This window comes from Streptomyces sp. NPDC054770, from assembly GCF_053611985.1.
Genome location: NZ_JBSHBL010000054.1, coordinates 1 through 26,355 on the forward strand (window position 1 = coordinate 1; position 26,355 = coordinate 26,355).

Sequence of the window (26,355 nt, forward strand, 5' to 3'; positions counted from 1 at the left end):
GAGGCCCTGTTTGTATGCGCCCAGCGCCCCGCGACCACCCGATCGGGACTCCCGTTCGATGCGCATCTCTCAAGATCGAAAAGACAACAGCTTCTCAACGCCTGCACATGTTGCCAGCGGGCGTACAGCCCCTGATCATGCTCGACACTAGAGCAACAGGTCACGGGCCCGTTCCGCTGACCCAGAACATGGGAAACCCCTGACACAGCATAGGCAGTCAAGATATAACGGGTCATCACATCTCTAGGCGACACGGGGGGAACCGATGGCTGACGTCACTCACGAGGAGGCCATAAAGGCACTTAAGTTGGTTCTCGATATTGACGCTTGGACCGAGAATCACTTGATTCTTGAAAAGCCACTTCACATTGATTCAGATAGGGCCGTAAGTCGATTTGAAATCGTAGACCTCAAAACAGCAACATCCCACTTGAACCAATCAAACCGCGAAAACGCAGCACAGCTCAAGTGGTCCAATAGTTGTGAATATTTGATCGTTCGCAACGGTGCATTCAGCCCTGGGGGAGTGATGCCCCGAGACATTGAAAACATTGACTCCCCCGATGAAACCGGTCTCAAATATTCGGTCGGAAATCCCTCTCTCGCATTCACGCTAAACCTTCTCTTGCGGGCAGAAAATCCGCCTCCTTCTTCAACGCGCACACCGTTCTATATTCAGAATGCACGTAGACGGCTCAGGGATCGCCGGATAATCGGATATTTCGACGGATTGCCCGAGGATTCGGAGCCCTCGCTCACTTATCTCATGGGGGAGACCATGCCTCTCATGACTCTTCGCATCGAGTCGAAGCGACCACGGCCTGACTTCAAAGACGCGGCAGAGGCTTTCCTGTTTCAACTAGCCTTCAATTATGACGTCTCCTTTCGCGTGGCCGCAGATATTGACCACCTGTTCGGCGTGGGGAGGGTACGGAGGCGAGGCCGTGCAGGGGACGCGGCAATGGACGCTCCAAGGATGACTTACAACTCAGATCTCGTACATCACTATCAGTTGGCTGTTTCGGCCGAGAGTCCCATGCTGCAGTACCTGTCCTATTATCACATCGCCGAGCATTTTTTCGAGAAGGTGTTCAATGATGATTTCGTAGAGCAGGTACGCAGGAAGATCGCAGATCCCGCCTTTTCTCTTAAGCGGTCGAAAGACATTCAGGGCGTAATCAGACTCGTGACAACAACTCAACGTAAAGTCCGGGACGAGGGCGGAGTTGATGAGCAGCGAGCACTCGCGCTAGTCTTGGAGAACTTTATTGAAACTAGCCGTCTACTAGACGACCTACGGGCGCATGATGCAGAACTAATCAATTACTACAAGACCAATTCACCTTCCTTCAGCGAGAATGTGCCTGTCGACCTGGAAGCCGACCGAGACGCAGAAGTGAAGGCTGCACTAGCGAAGCGCATCTACCAAACAAGAAATTCCCTGGTGCACGCCAAAGACGGGGCTAGGCCGAAGTATTTTCCGTTCGTCGATGATGCTGAACTTTCCAAAGAAATTCCGCTCCTGCGGTTTTGCGCAGAGCAAATCATCATTACTCACGGCAAGGTCATATAGGTAGATTACGGCTGACTCATCTTGGCTGGAATGCTCGGTGTCGCGGTATAGGTTCGGCCGTCGCAACTTGCTCTGGTAGGCGGCGCTGGCAGCGTGGCTGAGGCCGGCGGGGGTGCAGCGAGACATACGCGCGCCTGATCGGTCGGCGCGCCAGCCATCGTGGCTGACTTTCGTCGGCTGAGGTTCAGGCTGCCAGCATCGAGGGCGTCCCCAGTCGGCCGACCGGCCAGACCGTGATGATCAACCGTCTCTGGGCTGTGCGAGGCTCGCCTAGTCCACTCAACAACGACCAGCAGTGACAGACGAGTCTCAGCCGTCAACCACGAAACCCCAGGTCACAACCCCCAACTGAACGGGTTACCCCCGAGGGGTAGCCGTCCGGCAAGATGGGGTGTTTCTTGCCCGATGCCGTCACTCGCTCTCCACTCATGTTGGCTCCGCGCTACCCCCTGGGGTCAAAATTCCAACGTTGCGCCGATCTGCGGCCTCTATGGTCTGTGCATGGGCAAGGTCTGCATCTTCTGTGGCGGCACTCCTCTGACGAAGGAGCACGTCCTCCCTCGCTGGCTCAAAGTCGCGCTCGACCCAACAGTCAGGCGCCACCGGTACATTCGGCTGAGCACGGACGAAGTCCGACATCACGAAGCTCCCCCGCTGCATGACCAAGTCAAGGTCGTCTGCTCCAACTGCAACAGCGGCTGGATGAACCAGTTGGAAGAGGACGTCAGGAGCTTCCTGCCTGCTCTGATCCAAGGAACTCCAAGCAGCCTCAACGCCGAAGCGCAGCGTGCTCTGGCGTCATGGTCCCTCAAGACCATGCTCATGTTTCAGCAAACGCATCCGTCTGACGTGCGCAACGTGATCCCGGGGAGTGACTTCGCAAGGTTTCATGAGGTCCACGAACCAACTGCCTCGATGCTCGGTCGCCTGGGCTTCATGAACTACCCACCTGACGACAGCGTGCCTCTTGTGGACACTTGGTGTCAGGGTTACGGGACTTCCCAAGTGGGTGGAGTGGCCTGGATCAGCACCCTCAAGATCGGCTGCATGGTGGTGCAGCTCATCCGTGCGCCTGATGTGGCAAACGGCTCCCAGCTCGTTCCGTATGAAACCTCGCCCTCCTTGCGCCCAATCTGGCCGCCGGCCGAGCCGATCGAGTGGCCTCTGTCTTGGGCGATCCCGTACGAACTGATGACGGCGCTGGCGCACCCCGAAGTATTGGATGTGACCGTCGCTCCCATCCAGGCTTAGGTGTTCGGCCAGTGACATCTGTTCCTGACATCAACGACGGTGAACACGGATGGATCCTGGCGATCACCGACGGCCCCTGTGTCCAGAGCGATTGAAGCCCTCACACCAGGTGGATCGAACTCCTAAAGCGGGTGTCGCAGGTTCGAATCCTGCCGGGGGCACAACAAAATGCTGGATAATTGGACATAGCACCCGTCGACGACGATCGCAGAGGGGTGCTTTTGTCCTAGATGGGAACCCCATGGGAACGGCACGATGAGTAACGAGCGGTAACTCTTCGTCGATTACCTCATGGTTGCTTTTTGTAGCTTCATAATGATCTAGGGGGAATTGCCGGCTCCGGCGAACTGCTCTCTGGGCGATGCCTGAGCGGGGCGGAAGCGCCTGGCTCGCGTTCTGGAGAATCCGCTGGCGAAAGCGGCGCTCACCGCTTCGATCTGGTTCGGTGCACAAGCCGGACAGTGCAGGTGTGGAGCGGAGGTTCCGAAACCCTCGGCGGGCAGGGGGCCGGGGTGAGCCGTGCGGGCTCGGCCGGCCTCTCCCCCGGGCGGCGGAGATCCGCCGCGGCAAACGTATGTCCTGGCACGGGTCACGTCCCATGCGTCCGACACAGCGATCTATGAGCAGCGCGGCATCGTCGTCTCGCTGAGAGAACCCTCCGGGGCGCTGGACGTGCGCACGACCTTGTGCGTGGAACTGGCTGGCAACACCTACGGGGACTACGACACGACCCAAGACGGGGGCAGCCCGGACTGGAGCAGCATCCGCGTCACACTGAGCAAGGAGATTCCATGCTGAGGGCTGGTTTCGGGGTCAGTGGCCTCGTTGAAGTCAATTGGATGCAGCGTCGGCGCAGGCGTCCAGAAATGGGGGGCTCGGCCCGAGGGTGATCTTGCTGGCACGATCGGGCCCGCTCGGGCCGACCGATCACGCGCGCCGAACATCGGGCGGCCGGAGCCCTGCCCGGCGAGCACATCAGCTCGCCGGGCAGTCTGTCGTTACCGGCCGCGTGTGGAGTCGGCTGTCGGGTCAGAACTTCTTGAAGGCGACCTTCTTCCCCTGCTTGTCCATCGGTTGGGGCGTGGTCAGCAACGTTCCGTCGGCCTTGCTCGGCCACCCCGGTGGTTCGATGAAGAACCAGTAGCGGCCGGAAGGCAGGCCGCTGCCGTGGGGGAACGGGACGGACTTCACCACGGTGTGACTTGCCACTTTGATCGCGGTGGCATTGTCCGGGAGCGGTCCGTACACGACCGTGGCGTTTTCCGCGCCGGGCTCCTGTCCGCCTGACCAGTAGCCGCCTGATGGACTGCTGTCGAAGCCGCAACCCCCGGACGACCAGTCTCCGCCAACTTCTGGCCCCTTAGGACTGTCCACCGTCAGGCACAGCCCCTCATCACTCAGGTACGCATCCAACTGCCAGTGCACCCCATGGGTGACGTGCTTGGACAGCACGACGTAGTCGGGGAGGTGAGGGCCCTTTGCTGAACAGCCGACCAGAAACGCGGAGACGAGCAAGGCGACCGGTCCCATAGTGAGGAGGCGTCTCATGGCGTCGGCCTCATCAGCTCTCGGTGGGCTGGGCAGCCCACAAATGCAGGTGGGGGTTGGCTTGCTGCCAGCTGATGGCGTCTTTGACCTTCCATATCGGTTCGTTCCTTCGCGTATGGGAGTGCTGGGTCACGAGGACGTTGCTGCCGGTGACCCTGGTGATGACCGCCGCGTGGCTGATGCCTGCCGAGCTGGTGCCGGTCCAGTTGACCCAGACGATGTCTCCGGCGGCCGCGTTGCGAGGGGACTCGAAGCCGGCGCCCTGTATCTTCTCGAACTCGTAGAGATCATGGGCGACGGTCCAGGAGTGGCTCCAGCTGCGCCCCAAGCGGCTCTCGAAGAACCAGTACTTGTCGTTGGAGGTGCTGGGGTGCTTGCCCCGGAAGCCGGCGGCGTCGTACTTCATCCGGAACCCGCCTCCGTAGAACAGAGCCCGGGAGACGAAGTCGGTGCAGTCGTCTCCGAACCCGTTGTAATCGATGTTGGCGTGGTTCAACGCCCAGGAAGAAACGGCTGAATTGCCGCTGCCACCGCCCCCGGGATCGGTGAACCCCGGGGCGAGGACGGCGTGGCCGCTGCTGTCGAGCGTCCACTCGGGGGTGCCGTCGGAGGCGGAGTCCTGAACGCTGGGCGCTGTTGCCGTCTGGTTGGTGTATTCCGTGACGGGGTCCAGGGCCGCATCGGCATCAACGAAGCCGGTGATAAAGGGTGTGCCGGAAGCGTTGAAGAAGAATTCGTCGTCGTCGATGCTCTCCCCAGGGGTGGATTGCGAGGTGCCACTGCTGGTGTCCACGGTCGTGAAGGTCTCGTCGGCCGTGGTGAAGACCTCGTTGGTGCTACTGCCTGAGGGGTGCACGACGAGTGTGTTGGACAGGGTGGTGGTGTCCTGGGTGTCCTGTTCGTCGTTGGCCTGTTCCAGGGCGGCGATGGCGGTGTCCGTGTCCGCTCCGTAGTTCAGCTCGGTGGAGAAGGACGTGGAGAAGCTGTACTGGGAGGCGACGATGGAACTGCTTGCCGTGGCGCTCTCCTGAAGCTGGTCCTTGGCGTTGAGGAACTGGCTGATGGTCTGGGTGTACTGCGAGGTCCCTCCGGACACCGCTTGCGGTGTCGCCGCGGCCGTGGTGTCGCTGGAGCCTGTGCCGACCTGGTTGGTGGCGGATACGGCGAATGTGTAGGCCGTACCGTCGGTGAGGCCGGTGATGACGGCGTGCAGTCCGCCCGTGGTGGCCTGTTGGGCGATTTGGCCGGAGGGGTCGAGGGCCTTGACCGTATAGGTGATGCCGTCGCCGGTGGCGTCGACGTAGCCGCTGTCGGTCGGCGGTGACCAGGTGAGGACGGCTCCGCCGTCGCCAGGCGTCGCGGTGGCGTTCGCCGGGGCGCTGGGAGCGGTCGGCGGCGTGTACACGACGCTGATCGTCGGCTGCTCGGCGCTGGGGACCGTGCTGGCTGAGGAGTAGTAGACGGTGCCGGTGGTGGCTGTGGACTGGTCGTCGGCCTGAAGGATGAGTCCGTCGTTGGGCAAGCCACCGCTCAGCCAGCTCGCCACCAGGGGGGTGACGTCATAGGAGGCGCTGGCCTCCGTTCCCGAGGCGATGGGACCGGATGTGTCCTCCTGGGCCAGTAGTCCGGCCCCCGTCGTCTGCGCGGTCACGTCGCCGTTCGCCTGCTCGACATCAAGGGTGTCGCTGATGCATCCGCCGAGGCAGCCCTGTTGCGTGAGGGACAGGGTGGCGCTGTAGACGGTGGAACCCGCCGGAATGGCGGAGAGATCCGCCTTGATCGCCGACGCCCAGTGGTTGGTCCCGTCGCCGCCGACCTTCAAGGTGGTCGTAGCGGTGTTCACAGCGCAGGCGGCCCCGGAGCAGCCGGTCGCGTCGGTGATGGCGTCCTCGCTGGTGATGCCCGAGGCAGGGAGCGTGGCGGTGACGGCGTTGGCCGGCACGGAGCCTGAGCCCGAGTCGGAGGAGGGCCCCGTGAAGGTGAAGCTCTGGGTGGAACTGGGCGCGGAGCAGAGAGAGGCGTAGCAGGCGAGCATGTACCAGCTGTAGGTCTGGCCGGCTGTCAGTGTCCCCTCGGGAATCATGTAGGTGACCCGCTCACCGGACGGCACGGTCCCGATCGCGGTCGGCGTTGCGCCGACCGGGTTGCCGGACGCGTCCTGGACGAAGATCTCGCCGGTCACCGAGTCGCCGGTCGGACCGTAGACCACTCCCGACACCATCGGGGTTGTGGTATCCGTTCCGGTCGTCGCCAGGTCCGTCGGGATGGACGGTTCGATCGCCGAGAACCAGCCCTCCAGATCGACGATCAGATCGACCGTGCCCGAACTGCTGTTGTACACATTGATCTTGCCCGAGGTTCCAGGCTGGAGGATGGCGAGATCGGCTCGCGACGAGCCCGGCTGGAAGTTGCCCACCGACGTGTCTGGAGCGGGCTGTCCGGTAGGCCAGGCACGTAGATAGCCGGCCGCCTGCTGGTCAGTGGTTGTCAGATTGAGGACGACACCACCGATGCCATAGACGGGCAGGCCGTTGGTGCCGCCCACCGCCACGGCCACCGTGCCGTGTGCCGGGATGGAGGTGGTGGTGCGGGTGTCGAGCAGCCGCGCCTGGACCGGGGTGAAGCCACCGCCCTGAGTCACACCGGGACTGAAGTACCCGTAGATGTCGATAACGACATCGATGGACTGGGTACTCGACCCGTTCTTGACCGTGATCTGCCCTCCCGAGCCCACGGCGACGGTCGCCGCGCTCGCCGTGGTGGCGTCCACGTAGTCCAGAGCGGGCTGACCGGCAGATCCCCCGGTGGCGTACGCGTACAGAGAGCCGGCGGCCGCCGGCGAGGGCACCGTGAGGTTCACGAAGACCGCTGAGGCGTCGGCGATTCCATCCACGCCGTCCATCTGCACATTGATGCTGCCGCCCGGAGCAAGTTGCGCCTCGGCGGCACCCGTTCCGTCCCGGGTATCGACCAGACGGGTCTGCGTCACGGGGACGTAGCCGCCAGGTGCTGCCCCGGAGGACGAGGTGAAGTAGCCGCTGACATCCACGACCACGTCAACAGTCCCGGACGAGTTGTAGACGTCGACTTTCCCATCGGACCCGGGCGCCACGAGCACGGTGTTGCTGATTTTCTGTCCGGTGTGGAAGTTGATCACTGATCCCGGACTGGGCCGTGAGGAGCCGTCCGGCCACAACTCCATGTAGCTCGACGTCGAAGTCGGGTTCACGGCAACCACGTTGAGGGACACGGCGGATACCCCACTTGCCGGGATGCCCCCTTGCCCCAGCACCTGGAACGACTTCGTCGTCGTTGCTCCGAGAGAGGAGGAGATACCAAGCCCCGACGAAGTGTCGACGATCTTGGCCGCCGGTGAGACCGGCACGAACTCGCCCCCTGAACCAGATGCATCAGCCACCGCTGGGCCGAGTCCTCCCAACCCGAATGCAAGCAGTACAGCGGACAACACCACCGCCAGACGTCTCCGACTCCTGACGGATCTCCGGCTTCGCGCCCCCTGTTTGTGCATGCGGCGTATGGCCGCCCTGATCCTCATCACCATGGCTTGCCCCCCCTGTTCGGCAAATTGCACCGAATCATCAGGTAAGCCAGAACCATGATCAATCCAGTAGCTGCCAAGCCTTGCCAAAGGTTTCTCCGAACTCGCTACTCACGCCCTCTGCACCTCGGTAGCCCACGACGGGTCGTGCTCCCGACAGCGCCCCTTACCGGCAGCGCGCCATCGACACACTCGCCAACTGGGGCGAGGGCATCCACTCGACTCCGTAACCGCTCGGCTTGAACGGAAGATCGACGAGGCGTCCGGCCGCCGGTCCGCGCTTGCCTTGGCTGAAGCCTCGCTCACGGATGCCAAACAGAAGGCCAAGCGCCTCAACGGGCGTAAACTCCCCGCAAGTGCAACCCACGAGCGGATCTTGGCGGGGCGCTTGGACAAGGAGCTCGCCGACGAGGCGCTCCGGCGCTATACGGCACTGCACGAGCGGGCGAACCGGAAGGCTCCCTGACGCTCCACAGCTAGGAGCCGCCGATGCACTCCCTCCGAAAGGTGCGGTGAGAGAAAGCGTTGACCTGGCTCCAAGAGACCTTCTCCGTCAGCAATCACTTGGCGCCGACGCCTCGGTGATCTCCGGCAGTCGCCACTGAACTCGTCATCGTTCGGAGCGAGGTGCCCCGTAGGATCACCCGGGACCACTTCGAGGGCTGGGGCTCGCCGAACTGACACCGTCTCGGTCCTGATCTCGGTCGACCACCGCTCCGGTAGCGGGCCTCTGGCGCGCTTGGCCTCTCGCGGCTGATCCTGAGCCACTAGCCTGTGCTCATCGACCCCTACTGGCTGCGTAGACGGCCGAGGGCCTCAAGCCCCGATGGGATGGGGCTTGTGTCGCCCCCAAATGGGCTGCGGTGCTCACCGCTTCTGTGACCCCAGCTGGCCTCAGCTGACTCCTCCGCCCTCGTACAGTCTGGCGGTCGCGTGGGGCCCTCATGGGAACGTCATGGGAACGGAAGGCCGAGTAAAGACAGGGAAGGACCGGAAGAAGCCGGAAGACTCCGCCCCGTTGACCAGCAGGAACAGTGAAGCCGGGGAAAGGTCGGGACAGACAGGGTGATCAATAGGGTCTCTCCTAAAGCGGGTGTCGCAGGTTCGAATCCTGCCGGGGGCACCATGCAGAAGGCCCCGGACCGTTCTTGGTCCGGGGCCCGCGGATCTCCATCACAACGCGGGGCGCGACTCCTGCCGCTGTGAGGAGGGGGTGGGGTGACTCGGGGCACGCCCGTGGCGGGCGCGCCCTTGTGTGCCTGCGGTGACTGCTACCGAAGCACGATGATCACGATGCTTCCGTTGACGAAGCGGTGGTCGAAGCGGTGGTCGAAGCGGTGGTCGAAGCAGAATCCCGGGTGGTTGAAGCAGAACCCTGGGTGGTCGAAGCGGAACCCGCCGTGATCGAAGCAGCGCCAGTCGTCGTGGCCGAAGCACCAATTGGTGGGCACCTGGGTGTGCACGGCAGGGGCTGCTGCGGCCGTGCCGGCTGCGCTGATCGCAGCGCCGCCGGCCATCAGGATGCTGGCAGCGAACGCCACGCCGAGACGCCTCGCGCGTTGTGCTCGCATGATGGATACGCCCTTCCTTCCGACGTCTCGCGCGACTCTCGGTGGCACGAGATGGATGGCAGCAGCCGCGGAGCACATCCCTCATCCAAGATCCCGCTGTACGGGAACCAGCCGACCAGGTGCGCACTCCCAGGATGCGGCCTATCTCCGATACGTCAGAGGCGTCCTTTTGGATTGCCCTTTTGCGGACCTTGCACCCAGTGGTTCGGGACGGAGAGGACGTGGGTGCAAATGCTGCCGCCCCGCGGTCGTACCCGCCTCGGGTCCGGACTCGGAAGGCGGGGAGAGGTCACGTTGGTGCCCAGCCCGGTCCTGGCCAAGGCATTGCCCGGGCCGTCGCGCCACCCCACGGTGATCGACGTCATGTACATCGCCGTTCTCGCAGGATCGAGGCCAGATCTACCCCGCCCTCGCACCGGCGCTCGGCAGTCCGGAGGCCACCGCCACCATGAACCGTGCCCGCACCGAGATCGAACGTCTCGCCCGCCGTATCGCCACCCACCTCCAACTGGCCCACGCGGGCGGGGGCCTCTCCGCCGAGCAACTCGACGACCTGCGCTCCTGCCTCTACGGCCTCAACACCGTCCTGCGCCTGCACTTCACCCAGGAGGAGGAGAACTACTTCTCCCTCGCTCCGTGAACGACGGACGGGAGGGGCTGCCAGCAGGCGGTGAAGCAGTGAAGAGGTGCCGAGTGGTCCAGGAGCGGGCCCGAAGAGCCCATGGTGCCCCCGCCCGGGGGAGGCCCACCATCAACGTAAAAGGTGCTGTTCGAAACCACGCAGGTGGAGATGGGCACGGTGCTGTACCGGAATGGCGGCTGGGCCTGGATGGCCTTCATGCCCCTGCTGTGGATCGCACTGATCTGCCTCGCCGTGTGGGCCGTGATCCGCTTGACGCACGGCCCGTCCGGCGGCGCCTCCGGCCGCAGCCACGGCTGGGAGGACCGCGAGCGCCGGGAGACCCCGGAGGAGATCCTCGACCGTCGCTACGCCTCGGGAGAGATCGACACGGACACGGATTCAGCACACATGGGAACGGGAAGCACCGTGAACACGTGAGAGCCGCGGAGCAGTGGTTCCCCCGGTCAAACGCCCCGCGGTCCGCATCTCCCCAGGTCAGCGCCCCGCCCAGAGAAAACTCCTAAACCGTGTCGCAGGTTCGAACCCTGCCCCGGGGGAGCAAAGAAGCAGCAGGTCAGATGTCCTGCCGTCCTGGTGGACGGCAGGACCTTCTGTTCTCTCAGCACGCATGAGGTGTGCGCATCGAGGCGCCGGTGGGGGCCACCCGTCCTGTGAACGTCACACTCCACGCCGACGGTCACCCCGGACGATCCACCCCCGCGAGGATGGCGAGGGACAGTCCGTAGCCGATCCCGGAGCGGTTCAGTCAGCCGAGACTGTTGCCCCACAGGGACGTGTCGGTGCTCTTGAGGCTGGGGACGCCGCCGTACGTGCCGCCGTCGGCGGTGACGAGCGGGGCGGAGAGCTGGTCTTCCAGAAGTCCGTCGCGGACCTGCACGATGGTGCTCTCGTGGTCGGTCTTGCCGGGCTTGAACGTCTTCCCGTCGATCGCGGCCTTCAGGTAGTACAGGGCGTACTTGGCGTAAAGGTCGACCGGCTGGGACACGGTGGCGTCGATGTTGCCGTTGGAGATGTACTTGAGCTCCCTGGGGACGCCGTCGTTGGAGACGACGAACACGTGCTTCGGGTTCCTCGGGCCGACCAGCAGCCCCTGCTGCCTGAGCACGTGCAGTGTGCCGGAAAGGGCCAAGCTGGCCTGCATGTAGATGCCCTTGATGTCCGGGTGGGCGGTCAGGGCGGTCTGGAGCTTCTGCGCGGCGACGTCCCCGTCCCAGCCGGTGGCCTCTCCGAACACCTTGATGTCCGGGTAGTTCGCCTTCATGCATGCGTTGAACCCCTCGGTGCGATCACGGCCGTTGATCGATGAGAGGTCGCCCTGGAGCATCACGACCTTGCCCTTGCCGCCCAGCTTGGCGCCCAGGTACTTGCATGCCTTCTCGCCGTAGGCGCGGTTGTCGGCGCGGACCACCATGTAGACCTTGCCGGTGTCGGGGCGGGTGTCGATGGTGACGACCGGGATCTTCGCCGCCTGCAACTGCGCCAGGATCGGCGCAATGGCAAATGTGCTCTGCGGGGCCATCGCAATGCCCTTGGCGCCCTGGAGGATGAGTGTCTGCCCGTTGGCGGCGAGCTTCGCGACGTCGTTCTGCGAGTTGGTCGTCCTGAGTGAGAGGCCGAGTTGCTTGGCGTACACAGGCGTGTACTTGATGTACGCGCTCCAGAAGTCGGTGTCGGAGCGCGGGTAGTCGACGCCGACCAGCGGCTTGCCGCCGCTCGACGTGGCCGTGCTGCCCGAGCCGCCGCTGCAGGCGCCGAGCAGCACGAGTGCGGAGAGGGCGGAAGCAGCGGAGCAGAGGACGGGCCTGGGCCTCATCGGTACTTCCTCGCGGTGCGTCCCGAAGCGCCTGCCGTCTCACCCTTGGAAGGGCTGGCTGTGAAATCCCAGCTCACTCGGACCCTGGGTTGGTGGCGGGCTCACTTGGCCGGCAGACACATGCCACCCGGCCGACACCAAACTGTCTCAATGTCCAATATACCTGGGCAGGGATTCCATTCCTGTCTGGTCATTTGCCTCGCACCCGTTTGCGTGGACGGGACAAGGAGTTGCACGAGTCCCTCCCACCTGCGCCGCCCGTGGAAGCGTCAGGCGCGCCCGTGCGCCTGCTGCGTGTGTCGGGACAGTGAGTCGATGACCACCGCGGCGAAGAGCACCCCACCCGTGATCACCAGCTGGACGGCGGTGGGCGTGTCGGTGAGGGCCATGCCCGAGGCGATCGACTGGATGACCAGCATGCCGAGCACTGCGGACCAGGTCGTACCGCGTCCTCCGAACAGGCTGGTACCGCCGATGACGGCGGCAGCGATGGCGTTGAGCAGCAGGACGCCGGAGCCGGAGTTCTGGCTCACCGACGTGATGCGCGAGGCCAGGAACAGGCCGCCGGTCGCCGCCAGGGTGCCGGAGACTGCGAGCACGGCCGTCTGTACGCCGGTCACGCCGAGGCTGGCGCGACGGGCCGCCTCGACGCTGCTCCCCAGCGCGTAGACCTGCCGTCCGTAGTGCGTGCGCCGGAGCACGATGTCGAGACCCGCCACCGTGGCGAGGAAGATCAGCAGAGCCAGCGGCAGGCCCTGGAACTGGTTCAGCACATAGGCGGAGCCGAACCCGATCACCGCCACTACGCCTGTGCGCACCCCGATGGCATGCAGCGGGAGGTGTGACATGCCGAGGGCCATGCGACGGCGCCTGTTCAGGTAGGAGGCGAAGAAGACACCTGCTGTGGCGAGTGCCGCCACCGCGTAGGCGACGCCGGCGTTGGTGAAGTAGTAGCTGGTGAGGTGGGCGATGAGCCCGTTCTCGTCGAGGTTGACGGTGCCGCTGGTGCCGAGGATGACGAGCATGAGGCCGTTCCACGTCAGCAGCCCGGCGAGGGTGACCACGAAGGCCGGCACCCGGGTCCTGGCGATGGAGTACCCCTGGACGGTTCCCGCGACGGTGCCCGTCAGCACGGCGGCGATCAGGGCGAGCCATTCCGGCACGCCGTTGTTGACGTTGAGCACCGCGAAGACCGCGGCGGCGAGCCCGCTGATCGAGCCGACCGACAGGTCGAGTTCACCGAGCAGCAGCACGAAGACGATGCCCACCGCGATGAGGCCCGTGCCCACGATGTCCACGCCGAGGTTGGACAGGTTACGGGGCGAGAGGAAGCTGGAGTTCAGGCTCTGGAAGGTGATCCAGACCGCGGCGAGGACGAGGGTGACGGGAAGGTAGCCCAGCTCACCGCCGCTCAGCCTGCGCCGCCGGACGGCGATCCAGCCTGCCAGGGCACGGGTGACGGCCCGCCCGGCACGACGCTGACGGGCTTTCGCGGTGGCTGCCGCGGAATCGGCCCGCGTCTCGTCCGGCATGTCACGCATCCCTTTCACCACTCGGCCTCGCGGTGGGCCGGCCGGCGGGGCACGTTGTCCGTGGCACCCGTGATGGAGGAGATGATCTGCTCCTGGGGGGTGGTGCTCACGTCGAAGAAGCCGTTGTTGCGGCCGAGCCGCAGCACGGCGGCCCGGTCCGCGAGGGCCTTCACATCGCCCATGTTGTGGCTGATCAGCAGGACCCCCAGGCCCTGGTCACGGAGACGGTCGACGAGGTCGAGGACCTCGGTGGTCTGCTCGAACCCCAGCGCCGCGGTCGGTTCGTCCAGAAGAAGGACGCGCGGGTCGCCGAGTAGCGAGCGGGCGATGGCGACGGTCTGCCGCTGGCCGCTGGACAGTGACACCAGGGGACCGCGCAGATCGGGGATGCTCCGGGTCAGGCGCTCCAGCAGCTGCGTGGTGCGGCGCTCCATCTCCACCTCGTCGAGGAAGCCGAACCTGCGGATCTCTCGTCCGAGGAAGAGGTTGCCGACGACGTCGAGGCCTCCGCACAGCGCCAGGTCCTGGTAGACGGTGGCGATGCCGAGGTCCCGGGCGTCCTGAGGACGCCGAATGTGCACGGGCCGGCCCTCCCACTCGATGCTCCCCTGGTCCGCGGGAGCGACCCCGGAGATCACCTTGACCAGGGTGGACTTGCCGGCTCCGTTGTCGCCGAGGAGGGCAAGGACCTCGCCGGCGTGGATCTCCAGCTCGATGTCCCGGAGGACCTCGACGACGCCGAAGCGCCTGCACACGCCGTGCAGGGCGAGCAAGGGGGGCGGCAAGAGAATCCATCTCCTTCCCGGGCCTGGGGCCGGCCGGTCCCGCCTGTCAGGTCAGCCCGGCCTTGTGGCAGTCGCCCGCGAGTGACGGGGGGCAGATTTGTTCGAGCGTGTACACGCCGTCCTTCACCAAGGTGTTCTTGATGGTGGCAAGGACCACGGTCACCGGAGTGAGCAGCACGGCCGGAACCTCCGCGCCGCTGCGGGTTTTCACCCGCCCGGTGGCCACCCCGTCGAGGCGCTGGCCACGGGCGGCGGCCACGGCCATGGCGCCGCCGGCGGCTGCCTCGGGTCCGAACGGCTTGTAGACGGTCATGTACTGATCGCCGCTGACAATGCGCCGCACGGCTGCGAGCTCGGCGTCCTGCCCGGTGACAGGGGGCAGCGGGGTGACCTTGTCGGCCTTGAGGGCGGCGATACTGCCGGCGGCGAGGCCGTCGTTGGCGGCGTAGACGCCGTTGATGCTGCCGGCGCCCAGGGCGGAGACGGCTCCGGACATGTTCCGGTTCGCCGCCTCCGCACTCCACTGGGGTGTGTCGTACTCCTTGGCGATCGTCACCTTCCCCCGGAGTTCGGACAGTGCGCCCTGCTTGAACGACAGCGCGTTGGGGTCGCCGGAGTCGCCGTTCATCATCACGATCCGGCCGCCGTGCGCCTTGGCGCCCATGGCCGTCAGCAGCGCCTTGCCCTGGAGCCTGCCGATCTCCTGGCCGTCGAAGGAGACGTAGCCCGAGATCGGGCCCTCGGCGAGGCGGTCGTAGGCGATGACCGGGATGTGCGCGGCAGCTGCCTTTCCGACCCAGGCGCCCATGGCTCTGGCATCGACGGCCGTCAGCACGATGGCATCGACCCCGTTGGCGATTGATGAGTCCATCTGTTCCTGCTGGATGGCCACGTCACCTCCGGCGTTGGCGTGCTCGGTCGTGCAGCCGCCGCACAGCTGCCGGATCTTCCGCTCCAGCAGGGGCCTGTCCTGCGTCTCCCAGCGGGCTGTGGTGGAGTCCGGCAACAGCACGCTGATCTTCCGTGCGCTCCCTGGGCCGGAGGTGCTCCCGGCGCCCGATCCGCAGGCGGTGAGGGACACGGCCGTCGAGACCGCGGCCAGGGCAAGGGCGGTGTCCCGGACGCAGGCTTTCATACGCGAGACCTCCCTCCTCCCTGGCGCACCGCGACTGCAGCCGCGGCACAGCAGAGTGGCCCGCCGGGGCGGGGCGGGGTTTCGGCCGGTACCCGCCCGTACCAGGCGAAAGCCGCAGAACGACCACCTCGCCAGTGTGACACCGGCCACCGTGAACTGCGAACCCGGTGCCGCGTGGCCGGCATGACGTCAACCTATCCGTTTCATCCCTCTATGCGATTCTGGTAAGAGGAGTCACCAGCGGTAGCCGTGCCGGCACCCCGGCACGGACGGGAGGTGGGTGCGGACATGCCTCACGACGGCAGTGCCGAGGCCGGACTCCCGCAGCCGGGGACGGCCGAGGCCGGCGTCGCGGACACCGGCGCACCGCCGGGGTCGCAGACCCCCGTGAGCGTCCGCGCCCTGACGTTCGCCGGAGCGACATCGGCAGTGCTCTATCTGCCCGACGCAGGTTCTGACGACCTTCGGTCGGTGGACACGGCCGGATGCGCCCCTGCCGAGTACGGGCTGCCGGAGCGCCTGGCCCTGTCCGGCGGCTCGCCTGCGGCCCGCGCCTTCCGCGCCTCACACTCCGTGTGGCTGACCCCCGCGGCACTCGCGTCCTGTCCCGAGGGAAGTCCGGCGCCGCCGCGAGCCCGGACGTCGCTCGGTGCGCTGCCCCTGGGCGCCGAGGGCGGACGGCTCGGCTGCCTCGTGGTCGTGGGCGCCGGTGAGAACGGCTTCGAAGCCGAGCAGCAGCGCTTCCTGGAGCGCTATGCCGACGCGGTCGCCGGCGTGCTGGAGACCGGGGCCGCGGGAGGGCCGCCGTCGGCCCCTTTGAGTTCCGCACTGCGGCGCATGCGCGTCGGCTCCTTCGTCCTGGTGCCGGAAACCGGCGTCATCGACATGGACGAGACCTTGCGCGAACTGGTCGGCATCAGGCCGGACGACGTCGACGGCAAGGCGGACTCCCTGCTCGCGCACGCACTGCCGGAAGACTTGCACGCGCTGATGTCGGTGCTGGAGCCGTCCAGCCGGACGTTCGGCCGACGGGAACTGGACTTCCGCGTCCGATGCCCCACCGGTGAGATGCGCTGGCTGAGCCTGAGGTGCCGCGTGGCGGCGGCTACCGACGACCGGCCGGAGCAGGTGCTGGGTGTGGTGACGGCGACCCCGGTCCTGCACCGGGGCGCCGACGACGTCTCCCGGATCCAGTGGCTGACCGTCGCACTCGACGAGGCCGCCACCGTGCGCGACGTCAGCCACGTGGTGGTCACCGCCCTGCGCGAACCCCTGGGCGCCGACCGGGTGGCACTCGCCGAGCTGCAGCACGATCGGCTCCAGGTCACCCTGCTCGACCCGCCGCAGCCCGCCGCCTGGCCGCGGACATGGCGTCTCCAGTGGCGTTCGGAGTGGCCCGACCTGCCCCTCAGTGCCCTGCCCACCCTGCAGACGGCTCTGCGAGACGGACGTATGGGCCTGTGGCCGACAGGCACCGCCTTCGAACCGGGACTCGACGGCATCGGCCCCGGAGGCCTGGCCGTCCTGCCGCTGCCTGCCAACGGCCGGGTCGCCGGCGTGTGCCTGATCGGCTGGGACCGGCCACACGAGTTCGTCCCCGAGGAACGTTCGCTGCTGACCGCCACCGCCTCACTGGCCGGCCAGGCCCTCACCCGCGCCCACGCCTATGACGCCGAACAGGAACTCGCGACGATGCTGCAGCGCAGCCTGCTGCCGCGGCGTCTGCCCGAGCTGCCCGGCGGGATCGCCGTCGCCCGCTATCTGCCCGCCCGGCGAGGACTGCAGGTGGGGGGCGACTGGTACGACGTGATCGCCCTCTCCGAGGACCGGGTGGCGCTGGTCATCGGCGACGTGCAGGGCCACAGCGCCGCAGCCGCGACGATCATGGGACAGATGCGTACCGCGGTCAGGGCGTACGCGGTGGAGGGCCACCCGCCCGACGTGGTCGTCTCGTACGCCAACCGCCTCCTCGTCGGCATGGAGACGGATCTGTTCGCCACCTGCTGCTACGCCGAACTGGACATGGACGAGGGCGACGTCCTGTTCGTCCGGGCCGGGCACGTCGCACCGCTGCTGCGCCATCCCGACGGCAGCACCGAGGAGGTCGAGGTCGAGGGCGGCCTTCCGCTGGGCATTTCCATGGAGGCGGACTTCCCGATGACCGCGCTGGCACTGGCACCCGGAATGATGCTCGCCCTGGTCACCGACGGGCTGATCGAGGCCGCCGATCTGTCCCTGGACGAGGGCATGCGCCAGGCGCGCGCCACCCTCGCCGCGGCCGACCCGTCGGATCCTGGGCAGGTGGCCGACGACCTGCTGGGCGAGTACGGCCGTCGCGAGGACGACGTGGCGCTGTTGTTGCTGCGCTACGACGGCATGAAGACCCGGCCGATCCGGTCGGGCTGGGTGGTGTGGCGGCTGCCCGACGCCGTCATGCACGCCCGCCGCTTCACCGCACGCACACTGCGCCGCTGGCTGGTCGAAGAGGCCACCGATCCGGTGCTGCTGGTGGTGTCCGAACTCGTCACCAACGCCCTGGTGCACACCCAGGGCCCGGTCCGTCTCGAACTGCTGCTCCGCGGGGACCGCGTGCGCGTCTGCGTGAGCGACTCCTCTCCGCGGGCGCCCGCCAAGCCCGTGATCGTGGACTGGGAGTCGACAGGCGGCCGGGGTCTGCTCCTGGTCGAGGCGATGTCGGAGTCCTTCGGCACGGTGCCGGTGGCCGGCGGCAAGCAGGTGTGCAGCGAGATAGCGGTACCTCATCGTGAACCGGCTTCCGTGGGCGCGGAACCGGGCGCCAAGGACGGGGACCGATCATGACGTACCGTAGGAAATGCGTAACGTCTCGTACGCGGTATGCCGTAGGCGCGCTTGTCGCGGGCCTGCTGGCCATGCCTTCGGCCGCCTGTACAGGGAACGGAACAGCTACCACGGACAGCTTCACCGTCGGCCTGCTGCTGCCGAGCCGGGTGGTGCCACGCTGGGAGAACTCCGACAAGCCGCTGATCGAGCAACAGGTGAGACAGCTCTGCCCGCACTGCAACGTCACCTATGCCAACGCCGACGACGACTCAACGGCCCAGCGGCAACAGATGATCGCCATGATCACCAAGGGGGCCAGGGTCCTCATCCTCGGCGCCACCGACAACAGGGCGCTGCGCTCCACCGTCCAGGAGGCGCACAACGCGGGCGTCCCCGTCGTCGCCTACGACAGGCTCGCCGAGGGGCCGATCTCGGGCTACGTCAGCTTCGACGGCATACAGGTCGGAACGCTGCAGGGCCAGGCTCTCCTCAAGGCCATGCACGCCCCGGCCAAGGACGGGACCATCGTCATGATGAACGGCGACCCGACCAGCCCCAACGCCGCGTGGTACAAGAGGGGCGCACTGTCCGTCCTGCGGGGCAAGGTGAGGATCGGCCGTTCCTACGACACCCATGGCTGGAGCACGAACAACGCGAACGCCAACATGTCCGCCGCCATCTCGGCCCTGGGCCCGGGCCGGATCGACGGCGTCCTCGCCGCCAACGACGCCATGGCAGCGGGCGTCATCTCCGCACTCAAGAGCGCCCACGTCGGGCGCCTTCCACCGGTCACCGGCCAGGACGCCGACCTCGACGCGGTGCAGCGCGTCGTCAACGGTGAGCAGTCCATGACGGTGTACAAGTCCTTCCGCGCGGAAGCCGAAACAGCCGCTGCCATGGCCGTCGCCCTGGGCCGCGGCGAGAAGCTGCACACCATCGCCACGACGACGACCGACAGCCCCACCACCCACCACATCCCGTCCGTGCTCCTCACCCCGGTCGCCGTGACAACCGCCAACATCAAGCAGACCCTCATCAAGGACGGCGTGTACACCATCCCTCAGATCTGCACACCACACCTGCAGGCCGCTTGCGCGAAGGCAGGACTGACTCCGTAGCCGGGCCGCGCCCGGGGGTCGGAGACAGCGGTGCCCTGGCACTGGCCATGCAGAGCCCTGGACCGGTGATCGACCGTCGAGGGTCCGCCTCACCGAATGCCCCACAGCGTGAACGCCAAGCTCGTGCGGAATCGGGACAAGCGGTAGCCACAACCGGTCACACCGGATGACCGACTGCGAGGTCCCGACATCGGACGGGGGGCCTCCCCCTCGACTCGATCGCTCCTCAGTATCTGGCTCTGGCCGATAACCGTACGGTTCCGTTCCACCCGATCGCGCAGCAGACCCGTGGCCGAGATCGCGGCATCGGTGTCCGCGAACCGGCGGGCGATCACCTCGTCCTCTTCGATCTGCCGCAGGACGGCCGTGCTCTCCTTGGAAGCCGCATCCCGAGCGTGGCACTCCGTGTTACGGCCAGGGCGAGGTCAGGCGCAGCGGCCTGCGTCGGAGGCGGTCATGTCCAGGCTGAGGCCGGTTCGGTCGAGGGCCGCGTCGGAGTCGCTCGTCCAGGTGCCGAAGGACTTGCGGATTTCGAAGTAGTACGCGCGTGACCGGCCCGTTCCGCGTTCCCAGGTGCGGACGCTCCATCCGGTGCCGCGGGCGGCGGCGGTCACCTGGGTTCGGGTTGCCGGGGTCTGCGGCGCCGGGAAGTCGACCTCGAACTGCGGGGGCACGGGGCCGTCGTCCGGGGTCTGCTGGCAACGCAGCAGGACGGGCCCGTTGTGGCGGCGCCCGAAGCGGGTGCCGAGCGCGGCCAGCAGCGGATCCTTGGACAGTTGGGCGAAGCGGGCCCGGGTCCTGTCGTCCGCTTTGTCCCGCTGCCAGGCCCGCGCTCCCCCGACCGCCACCGCCACCGCCATCAGGCCGAGGGCGACGACCGCCACCATGAGGCGGCGGAGGTTGCGCCGCGTCCACGGCCGGCCAGGTTCGGGCTCAAGCTCGGGGTCACCGGACATACTTGTAACCCGCCTTCGCCTGCTTGCTGTCGACCTTGAGGATCACCGCGTCATCGCAGGCGGCTTCCATGGAGAGCTGGATTATCTTGGTGGCGAATTTTCCACCGCGCCGTGAATAGTGGCAGTTCGTCATGCGCAGGCCGATATTGATGCCGATGTCGTTGTTGGTCAGTGCCATGTGCCGGGCGCACTTTGTGTTCTGGGAGAAGTCCTCGTGGCGCTTGCCCTCGCCGCGGGCCATGGAAGCGCCGACGTCCCAGGCCATGAGCGCCATCCACAGGATGTGTTGGAAGGCGTCACCGAAACTCCGGTCGGCGATGCTTCCGAAGATCTTGATCGCCTCGGACTTCGCCGCCTGCGCGTCGGAGGCCGTGATCGTACATACCCGCCACCGGGACGGCCAGCAGCACCAGTCGCGTTCGGCCCTGGTGGACGGTCCCTCAACGCCGTCGAAGTCCCAGGTGCCGCCGTTGTCGCTGCTGGTCGCCGTGGTCACGGCGGCGAGGCGGTGGTCGGCGTCCAGGGACCAGGACTGCCGCTGGGTGACGGTGGTCTCCTGCCGGACCAGGTCGTCGGTGCAGTAGGCGAGGGCGCTGCCGTCCGGCAGGGCCGTGGTACGGCCGAAGGCGTCGTAGGTGTAGCCCGAGTCGGTGATCCGGTCGGCGCTGTCGTAGGTGTGGTCGGCGGTGGTGGTCGTGGTGGTGCTGCTGGTGATGCTGCTGGTGGTGTCGGCGCAGTCCGCCGTGCTGACGCCGCTGGTCCGTTGGGTGCGGTTGAAGCTGCGGCTGCCCGGCCGGGGGCCGGGAGAAAGGCGCCCCGGGGCGCGGGGTCTTGCGCACCAAGGCCCCGCCGGCCCCGCACGCAGTCCCGCAGCCGTCAAAGGAGGGCACGGGCGGTGGCGTAGACGTGGCTGCTGTCGCCGAGTGGTGTCGCTTCGATGCCTACGTAGCCGTCATAACCGGCGTTCTGAAGCCAGGCGAGTTCCGTGGCCCAGTCGATGGTTCCGGTGCCGAATTCGTGACGGCCCGGGATGTCGGCTGCCTGGACGTGCCCGATCAGCGGCATGGCGTCCTGAATCTCGGCGTCGAGGGGCTCGCCGTTGAGGAGGGCGTGGTAACGGTCGTAGAGGAAACGGACGTTCGGGAGGTTGATCGCGCGTAGGAGGGAAAGTGCCGACCGTGAGTCGGAGAGCAAGGCGTTGGGACCCTCGTATGCGCGATTGACGACCTCCACGAGCAGTTCCAGGCCGTTCCCGCTGGTTTCCTCTCCCGCCCGTGCGAGCACCTCGGCCGCGTTGCGAAGCTGAGCAGTGGGCTCGATTCCCGGGACGACATCCCCTGCGAGTACCACGAGTCCAGAAGTGTTCAGCCGTCGAGCGGCGTCGGCGGCTGCCCGTACGCGGGTGAGGAACTCGTCGTGCGACGACGGGTCGCCCAGGTCGCACTTGTCCCGCCACGATTCGACGCACAGCGTGATCAGGCGTGTGTCGGTGGAGTCCAGTGCGCGGGTGAGGCGGGACAGGTCCTTGTCCCACCACTCCCAGATTTCCACCGCGCGGAAGCCGGAGTCGGCCGCGGCGCGTACTCGGTCGTCGAGTGGCCGCTCGCCTTCGAGGAACATCATCTCGATGCAGGCGGAGAAGTCGATCACGGGCGGGCTGCCTTCCTCGCCACGGCCGTTCCGGCTCTGAGTGCGGCGACCGGGTCGGCTGCCTCGTCCAGTTCGATGAGTATCGTGTCGGCGCCGGGAGTGCGGGACATGGCGTCGGCCCAGCCCTTCCAGTCGACGATGCCCGTGCCCAGTTCGGTCATGTAGGGCTGCTGCTGGGTGAAGACTGTTTCATCGATGGTGAGTTCGATGTCGAGGGGCTTGACCGCGTCCTTCCAGTGCGCGAGGGCGATGCGTGGGGTATGGCGGCGGGCCACTGCCACCGGGTCGCCGCCGCCGAGGGCGATGTGGCAGGAGTCGGGGCACAGCCAGACGTAGCGCGGGTCGGTCAGGGCCATGAACAGGTCGATGTCCCGCTCGTACCAGAGGGTGCTGTTGGACTCGGTGTGGAAGACGAGCTTCACACCGAGATGCGACACGGCCTCTCCGACCGCGTGGGCGATGTCGGCCATGCGCGTCATGTACGCGGCGTCGACGAAGAAGGGCGGTCGCGTGCCGAATGTCGTCCGCATGGGCAGGCCGGCGACCAGGAGTTCCGCCCCGACGTCGGCGAGGAAGGCGGCCCGGCGTTCGGCGTCGGCGACGATCGCGGGCAGGTTGTCGCCGTGCCGCCAGCCGGGGGCGTCGCTGTCGGCGATGAACGCGCTGACGACGGACAGGCCACGGGCCGCCAGGTCGCGGCGGAAGGCGGGTGCGCTGCCGAAGGCTCGCAGGGCCGAGTCGATGTCGCCCGGCGCGAAGGTCAGCTCGATGCCCGTGACACCGGCCGCCGTCAGCGCGTTCATCACCCGTGTCCAGAAGCGCTCGGGGTGGGCCAGGGCCCAGTCGCGTACGGCGTCGGCGGAGGGAAGGTCCCAGAAGTCCGGGTGGTAGAAGGTGATCACGTCGGTGGCGAAACGAGGTGTCGTGGCGGTCATGCGGTGCCTCCGCGGGCGTTGTAGACGACGATCCCGTCGGCCGCGTCGACGGCCTTGCGGTAGTTCCGGAACACGGCCAGCGCCTCGTCCCGGAGCACATCTCCTACGACCTCGATCCCGCGTGCCTCGAACTGCGCGGCCCATTCGGCGCCGAGGGGGCCCTCGTCGAACGTGGTGATCTCCTCCAGCTCGGGCCCCTCCCCCGCGACCACGAGACCGCGCACCCCGGACCACATCGTGGCGCCGTAACACTGGACGCATGGCCGCCAGTTGACGACCAGTTCGTGGGCGGGCAGTCCCGCGGCGCCCAAGTCCCAGCCCCCGGTGGCCGTTTGGGCGAGCCCCAGCGCGACGACCTCCGCGTGGGCGCTGGAAACGCCGGAGGCGAGCACGACGTTCACGCCGACGGAGACGATCCGGCCGGTGTCGCGCTGGGCGACGAGCGCCGCGAACGGGCCGCCGTTGCCCTCCCGCCAGTTGCGGTCGGCGAGGCGGTGCACGAGCCGCATCCGGTCGGCGCGGTCGGGGACCACGGCGGGCACGTCGGCCAGCTCGTCGTCGATCCACGGGGGCAGCGCCACGCGATATTCCTTCGCGATGTCGATCACGTTCGGGCTTCCTCTCAGCGCGCGGTGAGCGGCGCGGTGCGGGTGGTGACGGCCGGGGTGGCGACGGCCGGGGTGGCGACGGCCCGGGGGGCGGCTGCCCTGTCGGCGACGGCTCGGGCGGCCCGTACGGCGGTCACCGCGCCGGTCAGGGTGACGTTCGCGGCCATCGGGGTGGGGATCACGCCGTTGCCGGCGAGGTACAGGTTGTCGTAGCCCCACACCCGGCCGTCCGGGGCGCAGACGGTGGTGCCGTCGTCGGCGGTGCCCGCCCGGACCGTGCCGGTCAGGTGCAGGGAGGAGCCGGGCGGTAGCAGTGCGAGTTCGGTGGCGGGGTCGAACGGGCCGAACTCCCCGGCCAGTGACCGGACTTCCACGAACGCCCGGTCGATGAGCACGCGGTCGGTGTCGGAGTAGTCGAACTCGACGCGGATGCGCGGCAGTCCCGCGAGGTCGGTCTCCGACTCCGAGAAGACGAGACGGTTCTCGGGGCGCGACTCGACGGGGGCGTACAGCGTGAGGCCCACGGCATGCGCGAGAGGGCGGCCGTCATCGTCGACGTACGTCCGGTTCATGATCTGCCCGTGGAAGGGCTGTGCCGTCCCGTTCTGCGGCAGCCAGAGCGAGTCCGTGCTGAACTCACCGGTGCGCGGCAGGGGCAGGTCGTCGAGGGCGATGCCGAACCGGTCCAGGTCGAGCAGTACCCGGGCCGTGATGAACGCGTGCTCGTTGAGGTGGCGGCCCAGGGCCGCGGGGCGGATGCCCGAGGCGAACAGCAACTGCGGGGTGCGCAGCGCGTCGGCGCACACGATGACGGTGTCCGCGTGGAGTTCGGTCTCCGTCCCGTCGGCGACGCGGCGTAGTCGGGCGCCGGTGACCCGGGCCGCCGAGACGAGCAACCTGATGGCGAGTGTGCCGGTCAGCAGGGTGAACGACAGGTCCTCGCCGGACGCGATGGGCGGGAAGATCGTCCCCGGCGCGGTCCGCGGCGTTGGGCCGGATGCCGTCGTCGTGACGGCCATGGGCATCGGCTGCGGGTGCCGGTCGGCCGGCGCGGTGCCGTCGTAGCGCCTTCGCAGTACGTCGAGGACCAGACGGCCGACCTCGGTCGGGCCGATGGGGGAAGGCGTGACGGCGAGCAGTCGGCGCGCGGTGTCCAGGTCCGCCGCCCATCCGGCCGGGTCGCCGAAGTCGAACACCTCGTCTCCGGCGGGCCACGGGGTCGCGGCGGTCCAGTGCACGCCCATGCCGCCCGCGTTCCAGGCCAGTGCCGTCGCGGGCATCGCCTCGGCGTCCTCGCCGAAGGCCAGTGCGTGGAACATGCCGGGCGTCAGACCGGTGAGGCTGTCCGCGACCTCGCGCATCACCTCGGCGCCGGTGTACATGCCCTGGATGCCGCTGACGACCTGTTCGTTGTGGCGCGACCACAGGACCGGGTCGTCGACGTCGTGCAGGTGCAGCCCGGGCCTCTCGCCGATGGCGCTGCCACCGTCGACCATCGTGATGTCCAGCCCCGGATCGCTGTCCCGCAGCAGCCGGGCCACGGCGGATCCCATGATGCCGCTGCCCACGATGAGGACGTCGGTGCGGGGGGTGTCGGTCACAGAGGAACTCCAAAGTCGTCTGGTGTGTGTGGGGGGAGTTACGCGCCGGGGGCGAGTGGGCCGAACAGCTCGGTGTCCATGTGGTCGAGGGCCAGCTTCACGGCGCCGATCAGTGCGGCGTCGCGGCCCAGGCTGGTGGCGCGCAGCTCGATCGCGGGGGTGCGGGCGAGGCGCATCGCCTCCCGCACCCGGGGCAGCAGCACGTCGGCCGCGTCCTCCAGGCCACCGCCGAGCACGATGAGCGAGGGCGCGACCGTCCAGGACAGGGTGGTGAGGATCGAGGTGATGTTCTCGACGAACTCGTCCACCTCGGCGAGCGCTTCCGCGTCCCCCGTGCGGGCCGCGTCGAAGCGGTCCAGCGCGACCCGGCGCTGATCCGCTTCGGGTGAGGTGAGCCAGGCGACCGGGCGGTTCTCGACCGAGCCGACCGGTATCGAGTGCGCCTCGATGATCTCGCCGGCGGCGCCGTCCAGACCCCGGTGCACGGCGCCCCGGATGAGGATGCCGAGGCCGGTCCGGTTGCCGAGGACCGCCCAGACGACGTTGTCGTGGTCACCGGCCACACCCCGCCAACGCTCGGCCAGCGCACCGAGGTTGGTGTCGTTGTCGGCGAACCAGGGCATCCGGACGCGCCGCCCGAGCTCGTCGGGCAGACACACGCCCTCCCAGCGCGTGGTGTGCACCAGACGTCGTACGACACCCTCGTCGTCGATCGCGCCACCGGCCGCGACCGCACCGGCGCGCAGCCGGTCCGGCGAGCCGCCCGCGTCGTCGAGTGCCTCCCGTACGAGGGCCGCCGCGTCGTCGAGCGTGGCCTGCGGATTCTGGTAGGCGCGCAGCGGGCGCTGCGCCCGGCCGAGGATACGGCCGCGGACATCGGCCACCACCGCGGACACGTCCAGGGTGCTGATGCGTACGGCCGCCAACAGGGCGTGTTCCGCGCGCAGTTCGTACCGTCTGGCGGGGCGTCCGGCGCAGCCGCTGGTCGGCACGCGGTCGAGCTCGGTGACCCAGCCCGCCTCGATGAGCGAGTCCAGGATCAACTCGTTGGTACGGCGGGAGAGACCGGCCTGCTCGGCGAGCTCGGTCAGTGTCATCGGCCCGGCCGACACCGCCAGCGCGCGCAGGATGACCGATGTGTTGACGCGGCGGACGGCGCTCTGGTTCATCCCGTTCGTCGCGGACATCAGCATGCCTCCACCGCCTCGGACTCCGCCCGTACAACCCGTACGAGGGGATCGAACACGCCCGTGGCGAACGGCTGGAGGAGGTCCG

19 protein-coding genes, 1 tRNA gene and 1 pseudogene are annotated in these 26,355 nt (G+C 67.4%); 7 read left to right on the plus strand and 14 right to left on the minus strand.

The window, feature by feature from the left end; genetic code table 11:
- Window positions 1–265: 265 nt before the first annotated feature.
- The 3 genes from ACWGKQ_RS35625 to ACWGKQ_RS35635 all read left to right on the plus strand — a co-directional run bounded on the left by ACWGKQ_RS35625 (window position 266) and on the right by ACWGKQ_RS35635 (window position 2,985).
- Entirely contained in the window at window positions 266–1,573 is a 1,308-nt protein-coding gene (locus ACWGKQ_RS35625) for a hypothetical protein (protein WP_453296170.1), read from the plus strand.
- 501 nt (window positions 1,574–2,074) lie between these two features.
- On the plus strand, window positions 2,075–2,824 hold the full coding sequence (locus ACWGKQ_RS35630; protein ID WP_453296171.1) for a hypothetical protein: 750 nt from the start codon (window positions 2,075–2,077) through the stop codon (window positions 2,822–2,824).
- A 72-nt stretch (window positions 2,825–2,896) separates the two neighbouring features.
- Window positions 2,897–2,985: transfer RNA gene (locus ACWGKQ_RS35635), tRNA-Phe, on the plus strand.
- An 868-nt stretch (window positions 2,986–3,853) separates the two neighbouring features.
- On the opposite strand, the gene ACWGKQ_RS35640 is transcribed toward ACWGKQ_RS35635, so the two are convergent.
- The 3 genes from ACWGKQ_RS35640 to ACWGKQ_RS35650 form a co-directional block, all read right to left on the minus strand.
- Window positions 3,854–4,372 carry a hypothetical protein gene (locus tag ACWGKQ_RS35640; protein WP_453296172.1) on the minus strand — a complete coding sequence of 173 codons (519 nt, stop codon included), beginning with the start codon at window positions 4,370–4,372 and terminating at the stop codon, window positions 3,854–3,856.
- 13 nt (window positions 4,373–4,385) lie between these two features.
- The gene (locus ACWGKQ_RS35645) at window positions 4,386–8,021 is read right to left on the minus strand and encodes a DNRLRE domain-containing protein (protein WP_453296173.1); all 3,636 of its coding nucleotides are present in this window, start codon (window positions 8,019–8,021) and stop codon (window positions 4,386–4,388) included.
- A gap of 1,181 nt (window positions 8,022–9,202) precedes the next feature.
- Window positions 9,203–9,472: a hypothetical protein gene (locus ACWGKQ_RS35650; RefSeq protein ID WP_453296174.1), complete on the minus strand. Its 270-nt coding sequence runs from the start codon at window positions 9,470–9,472 to the stop codon at window positions 9,203–9,205.
- A 424-nt stretch (window positions 9,473–9,896) separates the two neighbouring features.
- On the opposite strand from ACWGKQ_RS35650, the pseudogene ACWGKQ_RS35655 reads away from it, so the two are divergent.
- Both ACWGKQ_RS35655 and ACWGKQ_RS35660 read left to right on the plus strand, forming a co-directional pair.
- Window positions 9,897–10,142: pseudogene (locus tag ACWGKQ_RS35655) on the plus strand (hemerythrin domain-containing protein); the annotation flags it as partial.
- Window positions 10,143–10,265: 123 nt separating this feature from the next.
- A complete protein-coding gene (locus tag ACWGKQ_RS35660) occupies window positions 10,266–10,562 on the plus strand; it encodes an SHOCT domain-containing protein (protein WP_453296175.1) in 297 nt (98 codons plus the stop codon).
- Between the two features lie 328 nt (window positions 10,563–10,890).
- Here the strand turns inward: ACWGKQ_RS35660 and ACWGKQ_RS35665 are convergent, their stop codons facing one another.
- From ACWGKQ_RS35665 to ACWGKQ_RS35680, 4 genes are all read right to left on the minus strand, one after another.
- On the minus strand, window positions 10,891–11,958 hold the full coding sequence (locus tag ACWGKQ_RS35665; protein WP_453296176.1) for a sugar ABC transporter substrate-binding protein: 1,068 nt from the start codon (window positions 11,956–11,958) through the stop codon (window positions 10,891–10,893).
- Window positions 11,959–12,227: 269 nt separating this feature from the next.
- A complete protein-coding gene (locus ACWGKQ_RS35670; RefSeq protein WP_453296177.1) occupies window positions 12,228–13,490 on the minus strand; it encodes a sugar ABC transporter permease in 1,263 nt (420 codons plus the stop codon).
- Between the two features lie 14 nt (window positions 13,491–13,504).
- Complete coding sequence (locus ACWGKQ_RS35675) at window positions 13,505–14,275, minus strand: ATP-binding cassette domain-containing protein (protein WP_453296178.1); 771 nt, start codon at window positions 14,273–14,275, stop codon at window positions 13,505–13,507.
- A gap of 46 nt (window positions 14,276–14,321) precedes the next feature.
- On the minus strand, window positions 14,322–15,410 hold the full coding sequence (locus ACWGKQ_RS35680; RefSeq protein ID WP_453296179.1) for a substrate-binding domain-containing protein: 1,089 nt from the start codon (window positions 15,408–15,410) through the stop codon (window positions 14,322–14,324).
- Window positions 15,411–15,698: 288 nt separating this feature from the next.
- Between ACWGKQ_RS35680 and ACWGKQ_RS35685 the strand changes: the two genes are divergently transcribed.
- Both ACWGKQ_RS35685 and ACWGKQ_RS35690 read left to right on the plus strand, forming a co-directional pair.
- A complete protein-coding gene (locus ACWGKQ_RS35685; protein ID WP_453296180.1) occupies window positions 15,699–18,230 on the plus strand; it encodes a SpoIIE family protein phosphatase in 2,532 nt (843 codons plus the stop codon).
- Between the two features lie 71 nt (window positions 18,231–18,301).
- A complete protein-coding gene (locus ACWGKQ_RS35690) occupies window positions 18,302–19,330 on the plus strand; it encodes a sugar ABC transporter substrate-binding protein (RefSeq protein WP_453296181.1) in 1,029 nt (342 codons plus the stop codon).
- A 425-nt stretch (window positions 19,331–19,755) separates the two neighbouring features.
- Here ACWGKQ_RS35690 and ACWGKQ_RS35695 read toward each other — a convergent pair whose 3' ends face one another.
- The 7 genes from ACWGKQ_RS35695 to ACWGKQ_RS35725 are packed head-to-tail and all read right to left on the minus strand — an operon-like array spanning window position 19,756 to window position 26,267.
- A complete protein-coding gene (locus ACWGKQ_RS35695; protein WP_453296182.1) occupies window positions 19,756–20,286 on the minus strand; it encodes a hypothetical protein in 531 nt (176 codons plus the stop codon).
- Window positions 20,276–21,166, minus strand: coding sequence for a DUF6973 domain-containing protein (locus tag ACWGKQ_RS35700; RefSeq protein ID WP_453296183.1), 891 nt, complete (start codon window positions 21,164–21,166; stop codon window positions 20,276–20,278). The genes ACWGKQ_RS35695 and ACWGKQ_RS35700 overlap by 11 nt, the downstream gene beginning before the upstream one ends.
- Window positions 21,163–21,936: a TIM barrel protein gene (locus ACWGKQ_RS35705; RefSeq protein ID WP_453296184.1), complete on the minus strand. Its 774-nt coding sequence runs from the start codon at window positions 21,934–21,936 to the stop codon at window positions 21,163–21,165. Before ACWGKQ_RS35705 ends, ACWGKQ_RS35700 begins: the two co-directional genes overlap by 4 nt.
- Entirely contained in the window at window positions 21,933–22,871 is a 939-nt protein-coding gene (locus ACWGKQ_RS35710) for a sugar phosphate isomerase/epimerase family protein (RefSeq protein WP_453296185.1), read from the minus strand. Before ACWGKQ_RS35710 ends, ACWGKQ_RS35705 begins: the two co-directional genes overlap by 4 nt.
- The gene (locus ACWGKQ_RS35715; RefSeq protein WP_453296186.1) at window positions 22,868–23,479 is read right to left on the minus strand and encodes a nucleoside deaminase; all 612 of its coding nucleotides are present in this window, start codon (window positions 23,477–23,479) and stop codon (window positions 22,868–22,870) included. The genes ACWGKQ_RS35710 and ACWGKQ_RS35715 overlap by 4 nt, the downstream gene beginning before the upstream one ends.
- Before the next feature lie 14 nt (window positions 23,480–23,493).
- Window positions 23,494–25,080 carry a GMC oxidoreductase gene (locus ACWGKQ_RS35720; protein WP_453296187.1) on the minus strand — a complete coding sequence of 529 codons (1,587 nt, stop codon included), beginning with the start codon at window positions 25,078–25,080 and terminating at the stop codon, window positions 23,494–23,496.
- A 38-nt stretch (window positions 25,081–25,118) separates the two neighbouring features.
- Window positions 25,119–26,267, minus strand: coding sequence for an ROK family transcriptional regulator (locus ACWGKQ_RS35725; protein ID WP_453296188.1), 1,149 nt, complete (start codon window positions 26,265–26,267; stop codon window positions 25,119–25,121).
- Window positions 26,268–26,355: the final 88 nt, after the last annotated feature.